Source organism: Collimonas sp. OK242 (assembly GCF_900107095.1).
Taxonomy (GTDB): domain Bacteria; phylum Pseudomonadota; class Gammaproteobacteria; order Burkholderiales; family Burkholderiaceae_D; genus Collimonas.
This window is the reverse complement of sequence record NZ_FNOR01000001.1, coordinates 50100-70249: the sequence shown is the minus strand read 5'-3', so window position 1 is coordinate 70249 and position 20150 is coordinate 50100. Positions and strand designations below refer to the sequence as shown.

The following is a 20150-nucleotide window of genomic DNA, read 5'->3' as shown; positions in this document are numbered from 1 at the left end:
GGACTTCTACCGTCAATGTAAGTCAATGCCTGCATTTGTGACCGCACCCGAAACTGTCATCGCCCCGCATCCCTATGGAAATCGAGCATCGTCCCGTGATCGCCCGTTCATCCGCCGGCCGGGATCAAGGCGGCAACCGTTGAAGGGACCGGTCGCATCAAATCATGTATAGCAAAAATGGATATGCCCGCACTACAATCGATAGCGATCGGTTATTTCAAGTGCTCAACGAGAGATTGCTGAACACCTGCGACACACCAGACTCTGCCGTAAAAAGCTATCTGAATGACTTCTATGCGAAATGAGCCCGCCATAAATTTGCCACTCAATGAGGAAGATTTTTTTCAAAAAATCTTCGAGCAGTCTGCAACTGCGTCGATGATCGTCGGCCCGAGCCGAACCTTCCTGGCGCTCAATGCCGCAATGCGCGCATTCCTCGGACATGAGGCAGAAGAATTGATCGGTAAGCATTTCGCAGATATCCTGCATCCTGACGACCGGTTTTTAATCCAGAATGGATTTGATCGATTGATCCATGACACGGCCGACGGCTTATGCCTGGAATCGCGATATATCCGCAAAAACGGCCAAATCACCCAGCGGATGTTACACATCTCTCCAGTGCGTGACGCGTGCGGAGAACTCCAGTATTTTTTCTCTCAGCTTATCTGCATTGGCGAGCCGGCATCACCAAAGAAGCATGGGCTTATCGACGCCTTCGGCCTCGCATCCGCCGATGAATTCGTCGGTAAAGCGGATCTGGATATCTGTCAGCGGGATGTGGCGCTGGGCGAATTCACCCTGAATCAGGTCAATGACAGTTTGTTCCTGATCGATCAGCACGCCCGCTTTCACTATGCCAACGATGCAGCCTGTCGAGCGCTCAATTACAGCCGCGCGGAACTGCTTGGCATGGGCATAGCCGATATCGATCCCGACTGGCCGGCGGCGCGCTGGCCTGAATGCTTTGATCACATCAGGAGCCACGGCTCCAACAAGATTGAAACTCGCCATCGGACCAAGGATGGGCGCATCTTCCCGGTAGAGGTCAGCGCCAGATATTTCGAATACCGCGGACGCGGTTACAACGTCACGCTGGTGCGCGACATTACCGAACGCAAACACACGGAAGAGCTTTTACACAAGCGAGAACAGGAGTTTCGCGCCCTGGTGGAAAACTCTCCCGACACCATTGTCCGTTACGACCGGGAATGCCGACGCATGTACGTCAATCCGGCACTGACACGTATCACCGGTACTCCAGCACATGAAATGCTGGGTAAGACTCCTGTCGAATTTGAGTTGAATTACAACGAGACGGTGGAATATCAGCACGCAATACAGCAAGTCCTGCGGAGCGGCGTAAAACAGGAAACCGAACTCTTCGTGCACTCCCCCGACGGCAAAACCAGCTGCCTTCAAATCCAGCTGATGCCCGAACTGGCCCCGGACGGGCAAGTAGTCAGCGTATTGGCGGTGGGACGGGACATCACCGCGCTCAAGGAAAGCGAAATGAGGCTGCGCACCCTGGTCGAGAATCTGCCCGATTTCATTGCCCGCTTTGATTTGCAAGGCCGCCATACTTACGTCAATCCGTCCGTCGCGAAAGCTTACGGTCACTCGCCTCAGTATTTCATCGGTAAAACGCTGCATGAGTTGCAGCTGGATCCGGACGGACAACTGGGGAAACAAATCAAAGAAACCATCCGGCTAGGTGCGCCCCATACGATAGAAGACAGACGGACTACGCCGGAGGGGGAACGCCTTTTTGAAATACGTTTTATCCCCAAGAAGAACGGCTGCGGGTCGACCATCGGCGTGCTTGCGATCGGGCGCGACATCACCGAACGCAAGCACGCCGATGAATTGTTGCGTAAGCGCGAGCAGGAATTCCGCACGCTGGCCGAAAATCTGCCCGATCTGGTCGTGCGCTACGACCGCGATTGCCGGCGCACCTACGTCAATCCGGCCTATGAACAGGAAACCGGCATTCCGGCAAGACAATCGATGAATAAAATGCCGGACGCAAAATGGCGGACCGGCATCTCGGGCGAAGAATTCAACGCGACGCTATGTAAAGTCATGGAAACCAGGATCCCTGCGCAGATTTTTCTCAGAGGGGTCAAAGCGGATCTGCAAACTGCCGATTATGCCTTCCACGTCGTCGCAGAATGCAATCCGGATGGCGAAGTGACCGGCGCGCTGGCGATCGGCAAGAACGTCACCGTCCTGAAAGAAACCCAGCGCCGTCTTGAAGAATCGCAGCTGCTGCTGCGGCAACTGGCCGCGCACAACGAAACCGCAAGAGAAGATGAACGCCGGCACCTGTCGCGTGAAATTCACGACGAACTGGGTCAGTGCCTGTCGGCATTGCGCATGGGCATGTCGGTCCTTGAATTCCAATACAATGAAGATCATGCGTCGTCGCAAGCAATAATTCAGCGCATGATAACGCTGGTCGATTCCACGATTCGGATAGCACGCAAGCTGGTGACCTGGTTGCGCCCGTCAGCGCTCGACATGGGGATTGTGCCCGCGCTGGAATGGCTGGTGGAAGAATTCAACCGTGGACATCGCGGCATACGATGCATGTTGCGCGTGGTTGAAGAGGATATCGATCTGGATGAAAAACGCGCTACCGAAATTTTCCGGATTACACAGGAATCGCTGACCAATATCAGCCGTCATGCGGACGCAACTGAAGTGCAGATCGCATTGAAGCGAAAAGAAAGCCACTACCTGCTGGAGGTGCGCGATAATGGCAAGGGTTTCAACTCGCTATTACAAAAAAAACAATCCTTCGGTCTGATTGGCGTCCGCGAACGCGTGCTGATGCTGGAGGGTGAAGTTGAAATTTCCAGCATGCCGGATCAAGGAACAATAATCAGGGTAGGCATTCCTATCCACAAGAAATTGAGGGATTCATGATACGAGTACTGATTGCCGACGATCACGCGATTATGCGCGAAGGCTTAAAACAATTGTTCGCTCTTGGCAAAGAGGTGGCGGTTGCGGGTGAAGCCGTCAACGGCGGCCAGGTGCTGGACGCCGTGCATGCGGGCGGCATAGACCTGGTATTGCTCGACATGACCATGCCGGGCGTCAGCGGCGTCAATCTTATCCAGCGCATCCGCGCCCATGAATCCTATCCGCCGATTCTGGTGCTCAGCATGCACAATGAATTGCCGATTGCACGGCGCGCGCTGGCAGCCGGCGCCTCCGGTTACCTGACCAAGGATAACAAACCCGAAACACTGATGAACGCGATCCGCAAAGTGGTCGCTGGAGGACGCTTCATCGACCCTGAACTGGCGGAGCAGATGGTATTCGAATCCAGCAGTTCAGATCAGCGCCCGCCCCATGAAATGTTGTCCGATCGGGAATTCCACATCCTGCGTCTGCTGGTGCGCGGCAAAAGCGTCAACCAGGTTGCCGAAGAGCTGTCGATCAGCAACAAGACCGTCAGCACCCACAAGGCCCGGCTGATGCAAAAGATGAACTTCCAGAACAACGCCGAGCTGGTGCGCTACGCGATTACCTACAATCTGATCGAGTAATTGATTAAGTAATATCGCGAACAATATCGATCTCCGCCCTCATTGATTCGGCGCCTCGTCGGCGATGGGAATCGACACTTTGATTGTGGTGCCGACGCCAGGCACGCTGAAGATGGCGACCTCGCCTCCGAGCATGGAGGTACGTTCGCGAATGCCGATCAGGCCGAGCGATTTCTTTTTGCGCAGAGCAGTATCGAATCCCATGCCGTTATCGCGCACCTGCAGCACGTAATGCTTGTCGATTCTCTCCAGACTGATTTTCACCTGGCTGGCTTGCGCGTGGCGGCTGATATTGGTGAGCGATTCCTGGGCGATGCGGAAAATGGTGGTCGCCCGTTGATCATCCAGGACAATGTTTTCTTCACACACGTCCAGGCTGCATGGAACGCCGGTGTGCCTTGTAAACTCCTCGGCCAGCCATTCCAGCGCCGACACCACCCCCATGTCAAGCGCCGACGGCCGCAGTGACGAGACCACATTGCGCACCACCTTGATGGTGGCGTCCACCAGCGCTACCATGCCTTCGATTTTTCCTTGCAGCGATGGATTTTTTTCACCGAACTCCAGCCCCACCACCGACACCCCCATGCGCAGCGCCGACAGGTGCTGTCCCAATTCGTCGTGAATTTCGCGCGTCAGGTGTTTGCGCTCCTCTTCGCGCGACGCTTCCAGTTCATAGGCGCGCTCGCGCGCCTGCCGTTCCTTGAGACGCTGGCGGGCGATCAGCCAGCGGACGCGGTAGCGATGCAGCAAAAACAGCAGCAGCATCAGCAGCAAGCCGCAGACAGCATAGAAAGTCCTGGTGCCCCACCATGGCGGCAGGATCACAACCTCGACTTCCAGCGTCGGCGAATAAGCCTGCATGGCGGAATTGTCGACCGCCACCTGGAAGTGATAATGGCCGGGAGGCAAGGCCGCATAACGCACTTCCGGGATATTGGTTTTTGCCCAGTCCGGCTCCAGGCCTTGCATCCGGTAACGGAAATTGAGGGTCTCGCGATTCTGGTATGACAGCGCGGTCAGCTTGAAATTGAGCGGCCCCGAGGTCCACGGCAGGTGAACCGGCTGGTCGAGAGCAAGCGCTACACCGTCGCGATCGATGCTTTCCACCAGCACGCCCAGCTGCAGCGGCGCGAACAGCGCCTCCGGCCGCAAGATATGGGAAGCACCGTTACTGGTTGCCACCCACATCGAATCATCGCCGTCCTCATAAAATGCGTTCTGATTGGTGTCATTCCAGACCAGGCCGCTATCCTGATTGAAAAACCGCCATTGCGCGCGATTCCATACGCCGATTCCCGCCCCCGTCGACACCCATAACCAGCCGCGGCCATCTTCAAACAGCGATATCACCGATTGATCCAGCAGCAACGGCGGTGTGACGTCGTTTATTTCCAGCACCTCGCCCTGTTCGGTGGCGCGCCAGATCTTTCCGGTCTCGCCGCCCAGCCACAATGTCCCGTCACGGCCGCATGCGATGGTGCTAGGCTGGATAACCTGTGCCTCCGGGCTGAACCGCTGCTTGCGCCAATGCGCGCCATCAAAACGCAACACACCTTTATCGGTGACAAACCACAGCACTCCCGCCCGGCCTTGGCATCCCTGATAGGCATTGATGTTCCCAATTGACGGGAATTCCGTGACCTTTACCGGAACTGGATTGGATTCGGGTTGCCTGACGCGGTAAATGCCGCGCTCAGTGGGAATCCAGAGTTGCCCTGACGGATCGAAGAACAAGCCGCCGATGAAGGGTAGTTTTGCAATCTTGACGTCCGCTTCCGCGTCGCGCCCGCGACGCACCACGAATCCCGACATTGAGCCGGCCCAGATATTCCCTTTGGCGTCTTCTACCATGTCGCCCCATTGGTAGGAGTTGCCGCCATAGGTTCCCGGCACAACGGAAAAGTATCCGGGTTTTTGCAATATGGCGGAACCGGAACGGGTGCCTACATGCAAGCGATTTTCCCGATCGCGCAAGAAGGACAGCACGACGTTGCTGGGCAGGCCTTGCCTGGATGTCCAGTTCTCCCAATTCGGATAGCCTGTCCAATGAATCAGGCCATGCCCTAGCGATCCAAGCCAGACACCGCCATCCCGGTCAACCAGGATGGAGTCGACGCCGCCGCCCACTGTCAGCCCGTTGGATTCGCCGAACGATTCCCAACGCTTGCCATTCCAGCGGATGACGCCTTGGTCGTATCTGCTGAATACCCGGCCGCTTGCATCCATCGCCAGGAAAGGGACTCCGTTGGCCTTTTTCTGCCCCCCTTGCCCGCGCGAGCGATCCTGGAACACGTGGCCGCCAGCCGGCAACACGAATATGCGGCTATCGCCACGCACCCAGAGCGCCCCGTGCCGGTCATGCAACATGGCGCGCCAATTCTCAACGGGTAAACCGTTGGCTTTTCCCAGGACAGCCAGCTTTCCCTGATCGTAATGACACAATGCTCGTCCGCACCCCAGCCACAGGTCTCCCTGCGGGCCGACATGAATGCTGAAAAGGCTGCGCATCTCGGGATGGTGCGACAATTGCGCCCCGTCGAAAAATTCCTGCGCCTGCCAGGATTGCCCGTGATCGGCCGATTTCAGCAGCCACAATCGGTCCTGGCTTATCGCCAGCAGACGATCCGCTCCAAGGCTTGCGAAATTCTGCCCTTGATGGAAAGCGAACTTAGCATTTTGAAATTGCATTGGCACGAAGCGCTGCCCCTGCCATCGGTACAATCCCTCGCTAGTGCCGGCCCACAATCGACCGCTGCCGTCGACGTGCAATGTTGTTATGAACGGACTGGCCAGAGCATGGCTCAATTCAAAGCGTTGAAAGCGCGCGCCGTCGTATCGGAACAAGCCGTTTTGAGTGCCGATCCAGAGATACCCCCCAGGCTCTTGCGCCACAGCCGTCACGGCCAGATTCCCCAGGCCATCGCTCTGGCTGTAGTAGCGCAACGGCAGTTGCTGGCAAAGCCCCTGCAGCGGCATGCAAATCAGCCACAGCAGCACAATCAATCTACAACGCCAGCGCAAGATCATCGGCATCCCTGATCCAATCGCCTGTTTTTAGTGAGATGAATAAATTTCCTCAGATGAAACACTTTAATTCATGCAAAGTCAATATCTTCAGCTTTTAAGCGACAGCGATATTCCCCGGCTTGGTCAGCTGGCATCCTCACGCCAAGCCGGTCGAAGAATGATCATTCGTTTGCAGGAAACTCTTCAATTCAGCAATCGATAAATCACAGGTTTCATGCATAGTGATCAAAAGCGAGGCGCCAACCGAGATCCGGCCATGGCGAATCTTGCTGATGACCGGCGGCCGCACTTTAAGGCAGCGGGAAAGCGCGGCGTCGTTCTTGAGCTCGAGTTTGGTAGTGACCGCATCCAACAATCTGTTTGCGTTTTTTATATATTCATCTGTGCTGTCTTTACGTTTCATTTGCGACCTTCGAGAGTTGAGATAAAAGCCCGGCTATGTGAAACCCTGGAAGAATTCACATATTTCCTTTTGGAAATTTTAATCAATACGAAAGACTTAAGTCATCGGGAAATCGTGATTTCCGTGTAGGCAAGAAAGAAGCTGACATAAGAAATTCCTTACCCAGCCACGCGCATGCGCGATGTATTCGTTATCGACCTCGCGGCGCATTTTGCGCACTCATGGTCGGACTGTTGCTACGCGCAGGAGCATTCAACGGATACCCATCAATGAAAATAAGGTAATTCCTGTTTTTACGTAAGGATTTCCTTGTTTCTTGATTCGAGAAATCAATGGTTATTTTCGATATTTTTGCAGGTAGAATAATTTACGGAAAGAAACAATCTTTCTCGCAAGATGCTGCAGCCGGATGCTTTCCTTGACAAGCCGAAGAGAGTTCTGCCGGCAAGCAAGGACTTGAATATGCCATCGGCATTTCCGCAGGATGAACTCTGGTGCAGAGGCCCGCACTGATACATCTTCTTATTCCAGCCATTCCGGGCCTGCAGTATCAAAATCCAATTCCTTTTACATGGAGCATATATATTGTTGAGCCCGATCAGATTTTTCCCAATACTGGCTGTCGCCGGATTGGCAAATGCGCATGCCGCCGGCACGCCCGTCAGTACGCAATGGGGGCAAGTCTCTGAGCCTGCATTTCCCGCCACCGTTTGCAGTACGCTGGCAGCTACGCTGACGCCGGTCAACGGTTCGGTCGATTCGCTGGATGGCGACCCGTCCCGCTCGCAGCCCGATGCGTCGCTTATCCAGGATAAAATCAACGCTTGCCCGGCCGGACAAGCGGTCAGGCTGGTTGCCGGTTCGGCAGGACAAACTGCATTCCTGAGTGGTCCATTAAATCTCAAGTCCGGCGTTACGCTATGGATCGATACCGGCGTCACGCTTTTTGCCTCGCGCAGCCCGAAGGACTACGACAATGGCGTCGGCACCTGTGGTACAGCCACTAAATCCAGCATCAAATCGTGCAAGCCACTGATCCTGGCGGATAAGACGGCCCAAAGCGGCGTCGTGGGCGGCGGCATCATCGATGGGCGCGGCGGCAGCGTAGTCACCAGCGGAGCAAACGCCAACATGCGTACATGGTGGGATGTAGCCTGGCAGAACCGCACTTCCGGCCTGAACCAGCAGAATCCGCGCATACTGCAGATTCAGAACGGCAGTAACTTTACGCTGCATGGCATCACGCTGCAGAACTCACCCAATTTCCATATCTGGGCCTATGGCGTGACAGGATTGACAGCCTGGGGCATCAAGATACTGACGCCGAGCCTGGCCTATACCAAGAACGGCTACGCGTGCCCGGCCGGCACGACACCGGATGTCGTCACGCCTGCCACCTGCTTCACGCCGGACACGGCCGTGAACACAGACGGTTTCGACACCGGCTATTCCAGCAAGGTGCTGCTCGCCTATTCCTACATCAGCGTGGGTGACGACCATGTGGCGATCAAGTCGAGCTCCGGTGCAGGAGCCCACAATCACACCTACGCGCATAACCACTTCTATTACGGACATGCGCTGTCCATCGGCAGCGAAACCAATGCAGGCGTAAGCAACATCGCGGTTGCCGACCTGACGGTGGACGGTTTCAACAGCGGCACCAGCGGCGGCCTGCGCATCAAATCGGACCAGTCGCGCGGGGGCGCGGTCTCAAACGTGAGCTATAGCCAGATCTGCATGCGCAACGTCAGCCAGCCGCTCACCTTTGATCCGTTCTATAGCAGCTCGAAAGGATCCCTGTATCCGAGCTTCACCAACATCGCGGTCCGGAATTTTCATGACCTGGGAAGCAGCAAGTATGCGGGCGGCAAGCTGACCTTTTCCGGATACGCTATCAATGGCCAGAACAATCCGCTGGCGATAACGCTGGACGATGTAGTCTTCGACGGTACGCAACCGACGTTTACCGCTGCCCACAACGGCGGACCAGTCACCCCCGCTGCCACCCACTTCACGCTGGGCCCAGGACCGGTAAGTTTTGCATCGTCTATCATCACGTCTTCCTCCAACGGCGTGAGCATCAGCGGCACGGCGGGCAGCGGAAGCGCGGTGGATTGCAGCTCCGCATTCGTGCCATTCAAATCAGTCTTGACAACGTCGCCAATCTAACGCCGAGGGGGAAACTCTAAAAACCCCGTCATTCCCGCGTTCGGGGCAATGACGGGGTTTTCGAGGTTCCCGGAAGTCTCGCAAAAGAAACCGAAGGGCGGCCGATGTTGCCGCCTTTCGCAGAATCTTACTTGACTGAACAGCTGCCCACTTGCGTATCGAAGAACACTACGCTCGCGGGCGACAGCGGTCACGTCGTCGCGCTGCATAGCTTAACCGCGTTTCCAACAGCATTAAAAGCGAGTAGTGAACTGCAGGCCGAAGATACGCGGATTGGTGTCGTTGACGAAACCTGTCAGGTTATTGAAATCGAGGCCGCCGATCAGTTGTACGCGATTGGTGATGTTACGGCCAAACAACGCCAGTTCGTAACGTTCATGGTCCCACTTGTAACCGAGGCGCAGGCCGCCGGTTAGCAAAGGCTTACCGACATATTCGGCGGAACGGTAGAGCGTGAAGTTGACCGCGCTGCGATATACCCAATCGGTGTAGGCGAAGAATTCACCATTCTTGTATGGCAATCCGTATCGCAAAGTGAAGTTGGCGACCCAGCGCGGCGCTTGCGGCAGAGGATTGCCGTCGATGCGCACCAAGGTGGCGCCGGCGGCATTCACGAAGGTCGGGTTCTGTATGGTACAGGCGGCACATGCGCCGACGGTAAGGTCCTTATCTTCGATCTTGGTGAAGTTATAGCTGCCGCCGAGCGTCATCAGCAAATTTTCCGTAAGGTAGGTTTCGAGGTCCAGTTCCGCACCCCGTCCCACGCTCTTCTTGGCATTGAGAAGAATGGTCGAGTTGGAGGTGCCGCCCACGGCGCTCAGCTGCTGGTTCCTGACGTCGTAATTGTAGATGTCGAAGTTAAGGCGCGCGCGCCGCTCAAACAGGTCGGACTTGAATCCGACTTCGTACGACGTGACCGTTTCCGGATTGGCGACCGACATCGGATTGAAGGACCCGGCTGGCTGGATGGTCGCGCCGCGGAAACCGGTGGCGATGCGGGAATAGAGATTGCTTGTGTCGCTCAGCTTGTAGACACCGCTCAGATCCCAGTTGATTTTCGAAACGCTGGTCGACGCACTCAGTCCGTTCGATTTATCAAGGTCGGAGCTGCCGTCAGGCTTGTTGATGGCCGCCGTGTCCAGATCCTTCTTGTCGTGGGTATAGCGCAGGCCGGCGCGCAAGTCGATGCGATCGCTCAATGCATAGTTGAGCGAACCGAACACGGCCAAGGCCTCGTTTTTCTGCTGCGACTTGACGTCGCCGGTAAGCACGCCATCGGCCAGAGAGTTGTAGCTGTAGCTGTCGACATTATATTTCTCGTCGAAGAAAAAAAGGCCGGACTGCCAGCTCAGCTTCTGCTTGCGGTCCGACTCCAAACGGAATTCCTGGGTGAACTGATGATGGCCAGACGTGCCGTCGGCAGATTCGACCGGAAAAGGAATCACGCCCGGACCGGACGGCGGTGCGAATACCGCGCCATAACCGCCATCGACGTCGCCGCGGCTGAACATGCGCACGGTCTCGTAGCCAGTGGTCGAATGCAAGGTGTAATCCCCCAGCCGCCATTGCAGACGCAAGCTGCCGCCGTAATTATCCAGATGCTGGCCGTTCTGGCCATCCGTCGCGATATTGTTTTTGTCGAAGCCGGGAATCAGGTTATCCGTGCCCTTTTGAATGATATTTGCGCGGAACAGCGATGCGCTGCCGTTCATCGTGCGCTCATGCAGATTGGCCAGGGCGCTGAAATCGGCATTGGGCTTGTAGAGCAGCTGCAGCTTGGCCGCATTGTCATTGTAGCCGCCATATTGATCGGTTTTTCCGGTATGGGAATTGCCGATCCAGTCGTCGCGATGCTGGTCGAGCACGGAAATGCGCGCCGCCAGCTCGCCGTTGATGGGCAGGTTGATGGCGGCCTCCAGATTGGCCGTGTTGTAGGTGGCGTCGGAGACGCTGACATATCCCTCCTGCTTGAAAGACGGCTTGACCGAATCGAACTTGACCACGCCGGCTGGCGTGTTGCGCCCGAATAGCGAGCCCTGCGGGCCGCGCAGCACCTCGATGCGATCCAGGTCGAACGCCGGAAAACCTTTAAGTACAGGGCTTTCGAGAACGATGTCGTCATACACCAGCGACACCGGCTGCGAAGCATTCTGATGGAAGTCGACGTTGCCGTAGCCACGAATATAAAACCGCGGAAATGCTCTGCCGAGAGAGGATTCGACATTCAGGCTCGGTACCCGGCCGGCCAGCATCTGCATATCCTGACCGCCGGAATTGAGCACATTGAGCGCTTCATCGCTGATGATCGATGCCGACACGGGGACATTCTTGATGTTTTCCTCGCGGCGCTCGGCGGTGACGGTCACCGATTGCAATTGTCCCGCAGCGGGCGCCTGACCGGACGCCGCCGGATTGGACTGGGCATAGACATCGACACCCGGTGCGAATAGTCCTGCCACCAGGCTGAATTTGACGGAAAAACGCTTTGCTGCAAGTTCTCGCATGATTGCTCCAGTTTCAGATCAAGGTTGTCCGGCCACCGCAGCATCAAACGGCGCCCGCGGTGGAAGCAAGCACTTCACATGCAAATTTCGAGCCATAGAGGTACGCACCAGATCAATGCATATATAAATATTATTTCATGCAAAACAAAACAATATTATTCTAAGAATATGGGTTATTTGATTTCTTATTTAATATTGGTACGTACCAATAAAAATGAAATAAGCATTCTCACATAATATGTTTCAGCAGGAGGTTGGGATGATGCACCATGAAACCTCATGCACCACGACGATGCATGCGGACTCGCGCGAACATCTAGCCGCCAATCGGAATAAATACCTTGATTGTGGTGCCGACATTGGGCACGCTGATGATGTCCGCGTGGCCGTCAAGCATGCTAGCCCGCTCGCGGATGCCGACCAGGCCGAATGACTTCTTTTTACGCAAGGCAGGATCAAACCCCTTGCCGTTGTCGCACACCTCCAGCAGATAATGCTGATCTTTTCTCTTCAGCCGGATTGCCACCTGGCTCGCTTCCGCATGCCGGCCGATATTGGTCAGGGATTCCTGCACAATGCGGAAAATGGTCGTCGCTCGTTTCTCATCCAGGGTGATTGTTTTCTCGCAAACGCGCAAAGTACATGGTATGCCGGTGTTTTCCGAAAATTCCTCCACCAGCCATTCCAGCGCCGACACTATCCCCATATCCAGCGCTCCAGGACGTAACGCGGAGACGATGTTACGAACAACCTTGATGGTGCCGTCCACCAGCGATACCAGGCGCTGTATTTTTCCTTGCAGCGACGGATTCTGCTCTCCAAACTCCATCCCTACCACCGAAACCCCCATGCGCAGCGCCGACAAATACTGACCTAGTTCATCGTGAATTTCGCGCGTCAGATGCTTGCGCTCTTCTTCTCGCGACTGTTCGAGTTCATAGGCGCGTTCACGCTCCAATTGCGCCTTCAGCTGCTGCCTGGCGCGCAGTCTGCGGGCACGATGGCGCTCTATCAAAAACAGCAGCAGAAGAAGAAGGACAGCACAGGCGACATAGAATGCCGTTGTCTTCCACCAGGGAGGGAGAATCACGATCCCGACCTCAGCCATCGGAGAAAACGTCTGCATGGCGACATTATCGGCAGCCACCTGGAGGCTATATTGCCCCGGCGGTAAAGCCGAGTAACGGACTTCAGGGATGGCAGTCTTCGACCAGTCTCGCTCCAGCCCCTTCAATCGGTAACGAAATTGGACTGCCTCGCGATTCTGATACGAAAGCACCGCCAGTTTGAAGTTGAGCGGACCGGTCGTCCATGGCAGGCGAATCGGCTTATCAGTGGCAAGCACCTGACCGTCACCGGTCATGCTTCCCACTTGCACTTCCAGGCGTACCGGAGCAAACAGCGATTCAGGATGCAAAATATGGGAGGCGCCATTGCTGGTTCCCACCCAAATCGAAGCATCGTTATCTTCATACAAAGCGTACTGATTGCTGTCGTTCCAGACCATGCCGCTTTCCTGATTGAAAAATCGCCATTGCGCGCGATTCCAGACTGCGATTCCGGTATCGGTAGCCAGCCACAGCCAGCCGCGCCGATCCTCAAGCAATGACAGCACTGCCTGGTTGAGCAACGGCGCTGGGGTCGCGTCGCTTATCTCCAGCGCATCGCCTGTATCGCCCTGCTCCCTGGCACGCCAAAGCCCGCCGCCGCCGGTACCGAACCACAAGTCGCCGTTGCCCGAGCAGACGATGGATTCCAGCCTGGCAACAGGAGCTGCCGGACTCAGTCGAAGCCTGCGCCAACCTCCACCGTCAAAACGCAGCACCCCTTTATTGGAGACAAACCAGAGCGCTCCGGATTTACTTTGACATCCATGAAAAAACCGAATGTCCTTACTCTCTGTCATTGACGAAAATTCTGTTACTTGCAACGGCACGGCGTTCGCATCGGAATGCCGGATGACATAGAGTCCACGCCGGGTAATTATCCAGAGCTGCCCTGAACGATCAAAGAACAATCTGACGATCATAGGCAGCTTGGCGACGACGACGTCCTGCTTTGCTCCGGGGTCGCGGCGAACCAGAAACCCTGAAAGCGAGCTTGCCCAGATACGGCCCTGGCTATCCTGGACCATGCTGTCCCATTGGTGGGACCGATCGCCATAGCGCCCCGGAAAAATGGAAAAGCGACCGGTTTTCTGCAAGGTCGCAGATCCGGAAGCCGTGCCGACATGGAGAAAACCTTCCTGATCACGCAGAAAAGACCATACGACATTGTTGGGTAAGCCCTGCGTCGACGTCCAGTTCTCCCAGTTTGGATAACCCAGCCAATGAATCAAGCCATGGCCGAAAGATCCAAGCCAGACGCCATCGTCGCGGTCAACCAGGATCGAGTTGATTCCGCCGCCTATCGTCAAGCCATTCGATTCGGTAAAGGATTCCCAGCTATTGCCTTGCCACCGAATGATGCCGCTATCCTGCTGGCTTAGAATCCTGCCGCCGGCATCCGCTACAAGGAGTGGGACACGCCCCGCCTTTTTCTGCTGGTCCTGCGCAGGAGAGCGATCCAGGAAACTATTCGCGTCCGCCGGCAACGCAAATACATGGCGCTCGCCACGCAGCCACAATGTCCCCTGCCGATCATGGAGCATGGCCACCCAACGCTCGGCAGGCAAGCCCTCCTTCTTCCCCAAGACAAGCAGCTTACCTTGATCATAATGACAGAGCGATTGGCTGCAACCGATCCACAAGTCACCCTTCGGCCCGACATGGATACTACGAAGGGAATGCATTTCCGGATGCTGCGCAAGTTGCTCGGCGCTAAAAAATGGGTGCGCCTGCCATGTCGCCCCCTGGTCCGCCGATTTCAGCAGCCACAACTGGTCCTGGCTTAGCGCCAGAAAACGATGCGGTCCAAGGGAGGCAAAAACCTGTCCCTTGTCAAACGTGAGCTTTGTGTTTTGAAATTGGGTGAGAACGAAGCGCTGCCCCTGCAACTGATGCAAGCCGTTTGAAGTGCCGGCCCATAAATGGTCATCAGCATCCACATGCAATGCGTAGATATTCGGGGCGGCAACCCCATCGCCCAGTTCAAAACGCTCGAAGCGCGCGCCGTCGTAGCGGAACAAGCCGTTTTCCGTGCCGATCCAGATATAGCCGCTTCTCTCCTGCACAAGAGCGTTAACAGCCAGATTTCCCAAGCCATCCACTTGCTTGTAATAGCGTAAAGGCAGTTGCTGGCAGATTGCCAGCAACGGGAAGGAAAGCAGCCAGAGCAGCATGGTAATTCGAGGGCGACAACGCAAGACCATCACAACTCCGGATTCCCTGTTTAGGGTGGGCTGATATCTATTTCGTCCAAAGCATGGAAGCGGCCAATGCGATAAAACAAACCTCAAGCCAGGTTGCCGTGGCGAGTCGCGGCCCCATCGGCTTCTCCGCGAGCAACGGCTGCATTGAAGAGAATGGTTAATCAAATCCACTTTGACGAAAATCAGGATATTCCTGTTTTTGCGTAGGGATTTACCTACGCCCCATTGCGGACAGCGCCTTGATCTCGGCCAGCCCTCTCAGCATTCGTCAGAACGGTTTCCGCGCGACGACAGTTGGGAACATGCAGCCGCGATCGTCAACGAACCGGATATCGGCAAAACCGGCATCAACGAGTTGCGCCATGGTCTGTGCATGGGTACGAAATGCGCTCCATTTCGCCTCGATGACGCGTACAAACAGAAGATGCTGAAGCGATAACGACTCCTGGTCGATTTCCGCCATATTCCACGGAGATTGCGCGGACAGGCTGGGCGGCGGCGTCAGGAAACTGGTGACCAGCGCGCCACCCGGTTTCAGCATGTCGAAGAACGAACGATACAGCGCCGTTACGCGGGCATTATCCGGTTCATAGATGTTGAGGCCGTTACTCGTCAGCACGTCGATCTCGCCTTGCAGACTCGGAGTCCATGCGTCCTCGCAACGAAGCGACAGACGGTCGGCCAACCCGCGTTCTCGCGCCAGTTCCAACGCGCAGTTCAAAGCATGTTGATCCAGATCTATGCCCACCAGCGTGATATCTGGCTGCTGGTCATAGTCGAGCAACAGCAATTCTCCCATCAAGCCGCAGGGGATCGACGCCAGAACAAGCCCTGGCCTGAGCAAAGCTTGCAGTTGTTGCCGGAAAATTCCAAAACGTTCGCGGGTTGCCAGTACTGCCGGCAACTTCTCAAATATCCGGTACTCCATATCGGACACTGAGTCTGCTGACGCCTGTCCTTGACGGTAGGTCACCAATTGGTGCGTCCAGTATGCGTTCAGGCCACGATTCTCCAGCAAAAACCGACCGAGTTCGAAAGCGGATAACTCATCAAGCAAGCGAATTTGCTGTTCAACCGTGACGCCCGGAAGGTCCCCCGCCAGGCTTAGCCTTGACCTGATGGAGTCCAGCAGATCGCCGTAGCCATTCTGGGGATCAACGCCGTGAGAAATCAGCTGATGGCGGCTTGTGGCGTCGGCCACGGGTGTATTTGCATTCTTCATTCTTCCCTCATAGGACACGATTGCCACCGAAAAAATTATAGAAGAGCACTGTCATCCCGCATTGCCGTTTCGACACAAGCCTTTGCTTCTTTCGCATCGCCAGGCTCCGCGAACACGGGCGCCAAGGCGGTGTATCCAAGTCACTGACTTAAGTCAGGTGCTGACATTTGCCGGCATTGATGGTCTGGCTTCATTCAAATAGTAAGTCTTGCGCCAATCCTTGCAATGCGCCGCATGCTCTGACAAGGTATTCATCAGATCAAGCGCCGATATCTGTCCAATAGGAATACGCCGCGCCAACAGAACATGCCGGGTTTCGAAGTTAATCGTAAATACTGGCGTATTTACACCATGCATCGTCAAGTTTATTTCCAATAGCCGTTCCAGCACCTCGGCACGATTTTTTGCCGGCAGTGCACCGAAATCGCAATACATGGCCAGGCCTTCTTCTTGTGCAGTGCTGCCATCGATCAAAGTGAAATTGACGCCATCGATGGTCAGATCGGCCGTCGTATAAAACAACTTCGGATCCGCAATTTTTGCGATCGCACATATTTCATCTATCAGCTTCCGATAATTTTCTGACGCCATATATTTCTCCAGTTCTTGTGTAGGAAGTTATCGACCGTCCATGAATACAATCCGGCTTCAACGCGGCTTTGGAATCAGCGGCAGCGGCGATTCGCGGATATCATGCGCACGGTATTGACCGCTCGGGTCAGCGGCGATACTTATAGCCTGATCAGCTTGCGCCAAGCCATTTTTCATCTCCGCCAACTCTTTCTGCTTGCCCTCGGCTTTCTCGAACGCAGCCCTCGCCTTCGAGGCGGAAATTCCATCCCGCGGCATAAAGGCCATTCCCTTGAAACCCAGCTTCAGCGCATCCAGGCAATAAGTGGAAAGCGATTTAATGCTGACACCCACATAGGGATACGCTCCCTTTGCGGTCGCTTCACGAATTTTGCGGCGCTCGTCCAGCTTATTGTTTTGATAAACGGTTTCCGATATGGACGAGGTCGGCCCGGAGGCGACCTGCCCCCACAATTTACCCAGTGGCTTGGTTTTGGCGTTCGCAACCTGATATGCGGCAGCAACATTGACCAGCACCGCGCTCATGGTGACGCCGAGGGAGAGGTAACGCTCCCAAAGAGGTTCATGGTAGGTCGGGTCGTAGGTCTTTTTCTGAGCACTGACCAGGCCCAGCAAGGAATTGATCATCAATGACCCGTTTATGCCGGCGACCCCTAGTTGGAACGCTCGCCAGGACGCCGCACCGTAAGTCGCCGAGACCTCATCCGGCAAGCCGCTACGTGTGTTGCCGGCCTTGACGAATCCCACTTTGAATTCCGGTGAGAGTTCGAGCAATTTCGAGTGTTCCGTGACTTGCATGCCGTCATGGACGGTGCGTTTGTTATCGTTGTAGTCAGAAACCTCCGTAAACCGTCCCTCGCGCACGTGCTGAGGATCATGGCGGGTTGACTCCCAGGCAGAGACAAGCGTATCCAACTTGCTCTTCTGGCCATCCGGCAGATTGCCGTGCGCCGTCTCGATCTTATTGCTCAATTGTTCCAGCTGCTCCTGTTCCTCATTGCTCAACGGCGGAAACTTGTCCGCCTGAACCTGAAGGCTGGTGTACTTCTTAAGAGCGCCGGCGTCGATCTTTAACTTGCCGGCAACGACCGCATGCAATTCGTCCGCACGTTCATAATTCCGAATGGCCATCGCCGACGCCAATTCGATCTCGATAGCTTGAATCTCCGCCTTCGCGGCGCCTCCCAAGGATTCAAAAGCAGCGCTCCTGATATCGCTCACTGCTGCCAGCCGCGCCGGGTATTCGGCGCGATCCTTGAGCGCCACGTGAGTCCGCCAGTCGTTCGGTCCATTGGAGCCCATATGCAATGTATCTGCAATCTGCTGCTCCAGTTCCCGCACCTGCCCCGTGAATATCTGATCCAGTGTCTTTACCCGTATTTGCAATGGGGTTCGCATGAGTTCCTTGAATTTGCCCGGATCATCCGCCGTCAGCATTTTCAGATCGATCATCAAATTCTGCTTGTCTACCTCGTCGGATGGCGCGACCAGCCGCTGCAACACCAGTTGCGAGACGGACGTCGCTATCTGGATCCCCGCCGCGACGCGGGGATCCTTCGCAATATACCCGCCCCACCCAGCCAAAAGATTGCCGTAGAATTTCAGTGTCTGCAAACATGACTGCCGTTGCAGCCCTTCGAAATAGACACGGTTGAGCTGGCAGCGCGTGGTGTAATGATTGATGGCGTGATCAAGTGTCTTGGCAACTTCATCCACAGCGTGATTCGCCGTTTCCCTGAGCTCGTGGTTTTCCGAATCTGCGACGGAACGCGCTAAAAGATCCTGCAGCCTGGGAGATTCATCCTGCAGGTGCTGCAGCACCTGCTTCAATTCCGTTTCGATCTTGTCGAATGTCGGGGTATTCAATTCCGGAGCAATATCGGCCGCGTTTCGAAAAGCCATATCCTGATAGGGCGTCACATGGAGCAAGGTATAGGTATTTACCAGGCTGCTGACCGTGGAAGCCGCCATCACGCTGCCAAAGTAGCCCGCGGCCCAGTTCCGCGCAGGAACCGGCGCCTTGCCATGCGCCTTAAAGGTACAAATTGTAGGCAGCAGGGACATTATCGAGGCAGGAGCATTGCGCCAGGAATACGCCTTCCCGCCCTCCCTGAACCCTGCGTCCATACTTTGCTGGTCCAGATTCAGCATCGTGTTAAAGCACTGTCTTGCCTGAGTCCAGTCACCCGTTTTAAGCGCCTGCGCCCGAGTTTCGACGAATGCCTGGACATGTTCCGGATTCAGTACAATCCGGTCTTCCTCGACAAAGGCCTTGCTATGCGCCATCAAGTCTCGATGCAGCTCGTGCTCGGTCGGCATATCGATCACGGTCGCATTCCCGGCTTCACCAAACGGGGTTATACGGGACGGCGCGTTTTCCGCAGTAATTTCTTCATGGCCAATTGCGGCATGCGGGCCGATTGAATGAGAACTTGAAGCGATATCTTGCGTGTGCTGCGGCAGCACTTTAGGCGCGTCATTGTTCGCGCCAGAGCTCTCTGGCGCGCCGAGGTCGCCTGTCGATCTCGAATGGGCGCGGGCGGCACGGACCTGGTCAGACGTGGCGCGAATCGCGACAGGCGGCTTTAATCTGTTCGCAGACAACCTCGGTCGTTGCGATGTCGTTGCGCTATCCGGCTCCCCCATGACTGGACTGCCGCTAGCGTCTACGGTCGAATTGCGCAATGGCGCCAGAACTCTCAACGCAGCGCTCGGCTCGCTCGACGAGCGTCGCACGGAACGGAGATCTGCTTCATCAACTGCGCCAGATCGCTCATGTGTTACCACGTCATCGGCAGCCGCCGATTTGCTCGTGGATGAAGGGATGTGCATAAGGGCTTTCGTTTTTTTTGATCATTGCAGATTACAGGTCTAGCCTGGCCATTCTTATTGCGCCGCGAAACACAGTTCGTTCTTACGAAATTTTTCGCAGATCTTAGCCCTTGCTGTACTTGCACCACTAATACAATTACCCCTTGCTTCTCCTGAAAAATATCTAACAGGCGTAAACATCCAGCCGTCCCACATTGCTGACGCTGTTCCCGGAGAAGATCCTCCTCTGACGCGGCCCCGGTGAGCGATTGGTTCCAGTCGGCGCGCAACGACCCTGACCGCTGCACGGAAGCGGCGGTGGGTGTGGTTGGCCCTGCCAAAGACCGGATCGCCTGCCTTGATTTCGGATTCCGACTCATCCATTCGCTTAGTACCCGTGGGGTGGAAGTACATACTGTCCAATGGTTTCCCCTGCACTTTATAATTTGAAAAGGAAAGACGATGGGAAATCTATGCGCGGGTGGTATTGGCAGTTCTCATGCACCCACGACCTACGACGATCACGTACAAATGACGCCTCCCCGGCAAAGGC

The 20150-nt window shown here is 55.6% G+C and carries 10 protein-coding genes; 3 read left to right on the top strand and 7 right to left on the bottom strand.

The annotated features are described in order from the left end of the window. Positions 1 to 318: 318 nt before the first annotated feature. Entirely contained in the window at positions 319 to 2928 is a 2610-nt protein-coding gene (locus BLV81_RS00280; RefSeq protein WP_176992681.1) for a PAS domain-containing sensor histidine kinase, read from the top strand. Further along, positions 2925 to 3557 carry a response regulator gene (locus BLV81_RS00275; RefSeq protein WP_092351259.1) on the top strand — a complete coding sequence of 211 codons (633 nt, stop codon included), beginning with the start codon at positions 2925 to 2927 and terminating at the stop codon, positions 3555 to 3557. Before BLV81_RS00280 ends, BLV81_RS00275 begins: the two co-directional genes overlap by 4 nt. A 39-nt stretch (positions 3558 to 3596) precedes the next feature. On the opposite strand, the gene BLV81_RS00270 is transcribed toward BLV81_RS00275, so the two are convergent. Then, positions 3597 to 6593, bottom strand: coding sequence for a sensor histidine kinase (locus BLV81_RS00270; RefSeq protein ID WP_092351257.1), 2997 nt, complete (start codon positions 6591 to 6593; stop codon positions 3597 to 3599). Between the two features lie 130 nt (positions 6594 to 6723). Further along, on the bottom strand, positions 6724 to 6990 hold the full coding sequence (locus BLV81_RS00265) for a hypothetical protein (protein WP_092351255.1): 267 nt from the start codon (positions 6988 to 6990) through the stop codon (positions 6724 to 6726). A gap of 588 nt (positions 6991 to 7578) precedes the next feature. On the opposite strand from BLV81_RS00265, the gene BLV81_RS00260 reads away from it, so the two are divergent. Further along, the gene (locus tag BLV81_RS00260) at positions 7579 to 9159 is read left to right on the top strand and encodes a glycoside hydrolase family 28 protein (RefSeq protein WP_255364833.1); all 1581 of its coding nucleotides are present in this window, start codon (positions 7579 to 7581) and stop codon (positions 9157 to 9159) included. Between the two features lie 233 nt (positions 9160 to 9392). Here BLV81_RS00260 and BLV81_RS00255 read toward each other — a convergent pair whose 3' ends face one another. The 5 genes from BLV81_RS00255 to BLV81_RS00235 all read right to left on the bottom strand — a co-directional run bounded on the left by BLV81_RS00255 (position 9393) and on the right by BLV81_RS00235 (position 19618). Beyond that, a complete protein-coding gene (locus tag BLV81_RS00255) occupies positions 9393 to 11663 on the bottom strand; it encodes a TonB-dependent receptor (RefSeq protein ID WP_092351251.1) in 2271 nt (756 codons plus the stop codon). 316 nt (positions 11664 to 11979) lie between these two features. Then, on the bottom strand, positions 11980 to 14790 hold the full coding sequence (locus BLV81_RS00250) for a sensor histidine kinase (RefSeq protein ID WP_255364832.1): 2811 nt from the start codon (positions 14788 to 14790) through the stop codon (positions 11980 to 11982). A 451-nt stretch (positions 14791 to 15241) separates the two neighbouring features. Further along, positions 15242 to 16195, bottom strand: a complete 954-nt coding sequence (locus BLV81_RS00245) for an SAM-dependent methyltransferase (RefSeq protein WP_092351247.1) — start codon at positions 16193 to 16195, stop codon at positions 15242 to 15244. 153 nt (positions 16196 to 16348) lie between these two features. Further along, positions 16349 to 16786 carry a CesT family type III secretion system chaperone gene (locus BLV81_RS00240; RefSeq protein ID WP_092351245.1) on the bottom strand — a complete coding sequence of 146 codons (438 nt, stop codon included), beginning with the start codon at positions 16784 to 16786 and terminating at the stop codon, positions 16349 to 16351. A gap of 57 nt (positions 16787 to 16843) precedes the next feature. Next, complete coding sequence (locus BLV81_RS00235; protein ID WP_218134231.1) at positions 16844 to 19618, bottom strand: hypothetical protein; 2775 nt, start codon at positions 19616 to 19618, stop codon at positions 16844 to 16846. Positions 19619 to 20150: the final 532 nt, after the last annotated feature.

What these genes read in the sequence shown, in the direction of transcription:
- BLV81_RS00275 (WP_092351259.1), top strand. Translation starts at nt 2,925, where the DNA reads ATGATACGAGTACTGATTGCCGACGATCACGCGATTATGCGCGAAGGC.
- BLV81_RS00270 (WP_092351257.1), bottom strand. Translation starts at nt 6,593, where the DNA reads ATGCCGATGATCTTGCGCTGGCGTTGTAGATTGATTGTGCTGCTGTGG.
- BLV81_RS00265 (WP_092351255.1), bottom strand. Translation starts at nt 6,990, where the DNA reads ATGAAACGTAAAGACAGCACAGATGAATATATAAAAAACGCAAACAGA.
- BLV81_RS00255 (WP_092351251.1), bottom strand. Translation starts at nt 11,663, where the DNA reads ATGCGAGAACTTGCAGCAAAGCGTTTTTCCGTCAAATTCAGCCTGGTG.
- BLV81_RS00245 (WP_092351247.1), bottom strand. Translation starts at nt 16,195, where the DNA reads ATGAAGAATGCAAATACACCCGTGGCCGACGCCACAAGCCGCCATCAG.
- BLV81_RS00240 (WP_092351245.1), bottom strand. Translation starts at nt 16,786, where the DNA reads ATGGCGTCAGAAAATTATCGGAAGCTGATAGATGAAATATGTGCGATC.
- BLV81_RS00235 (WP_218134231.1), bottom strand. Translation starts at nt 19,618, where the DNA reads ATGCACATCCCTTCATCCACGAGCAAATCGGCGGCTGCCGATGACGTG.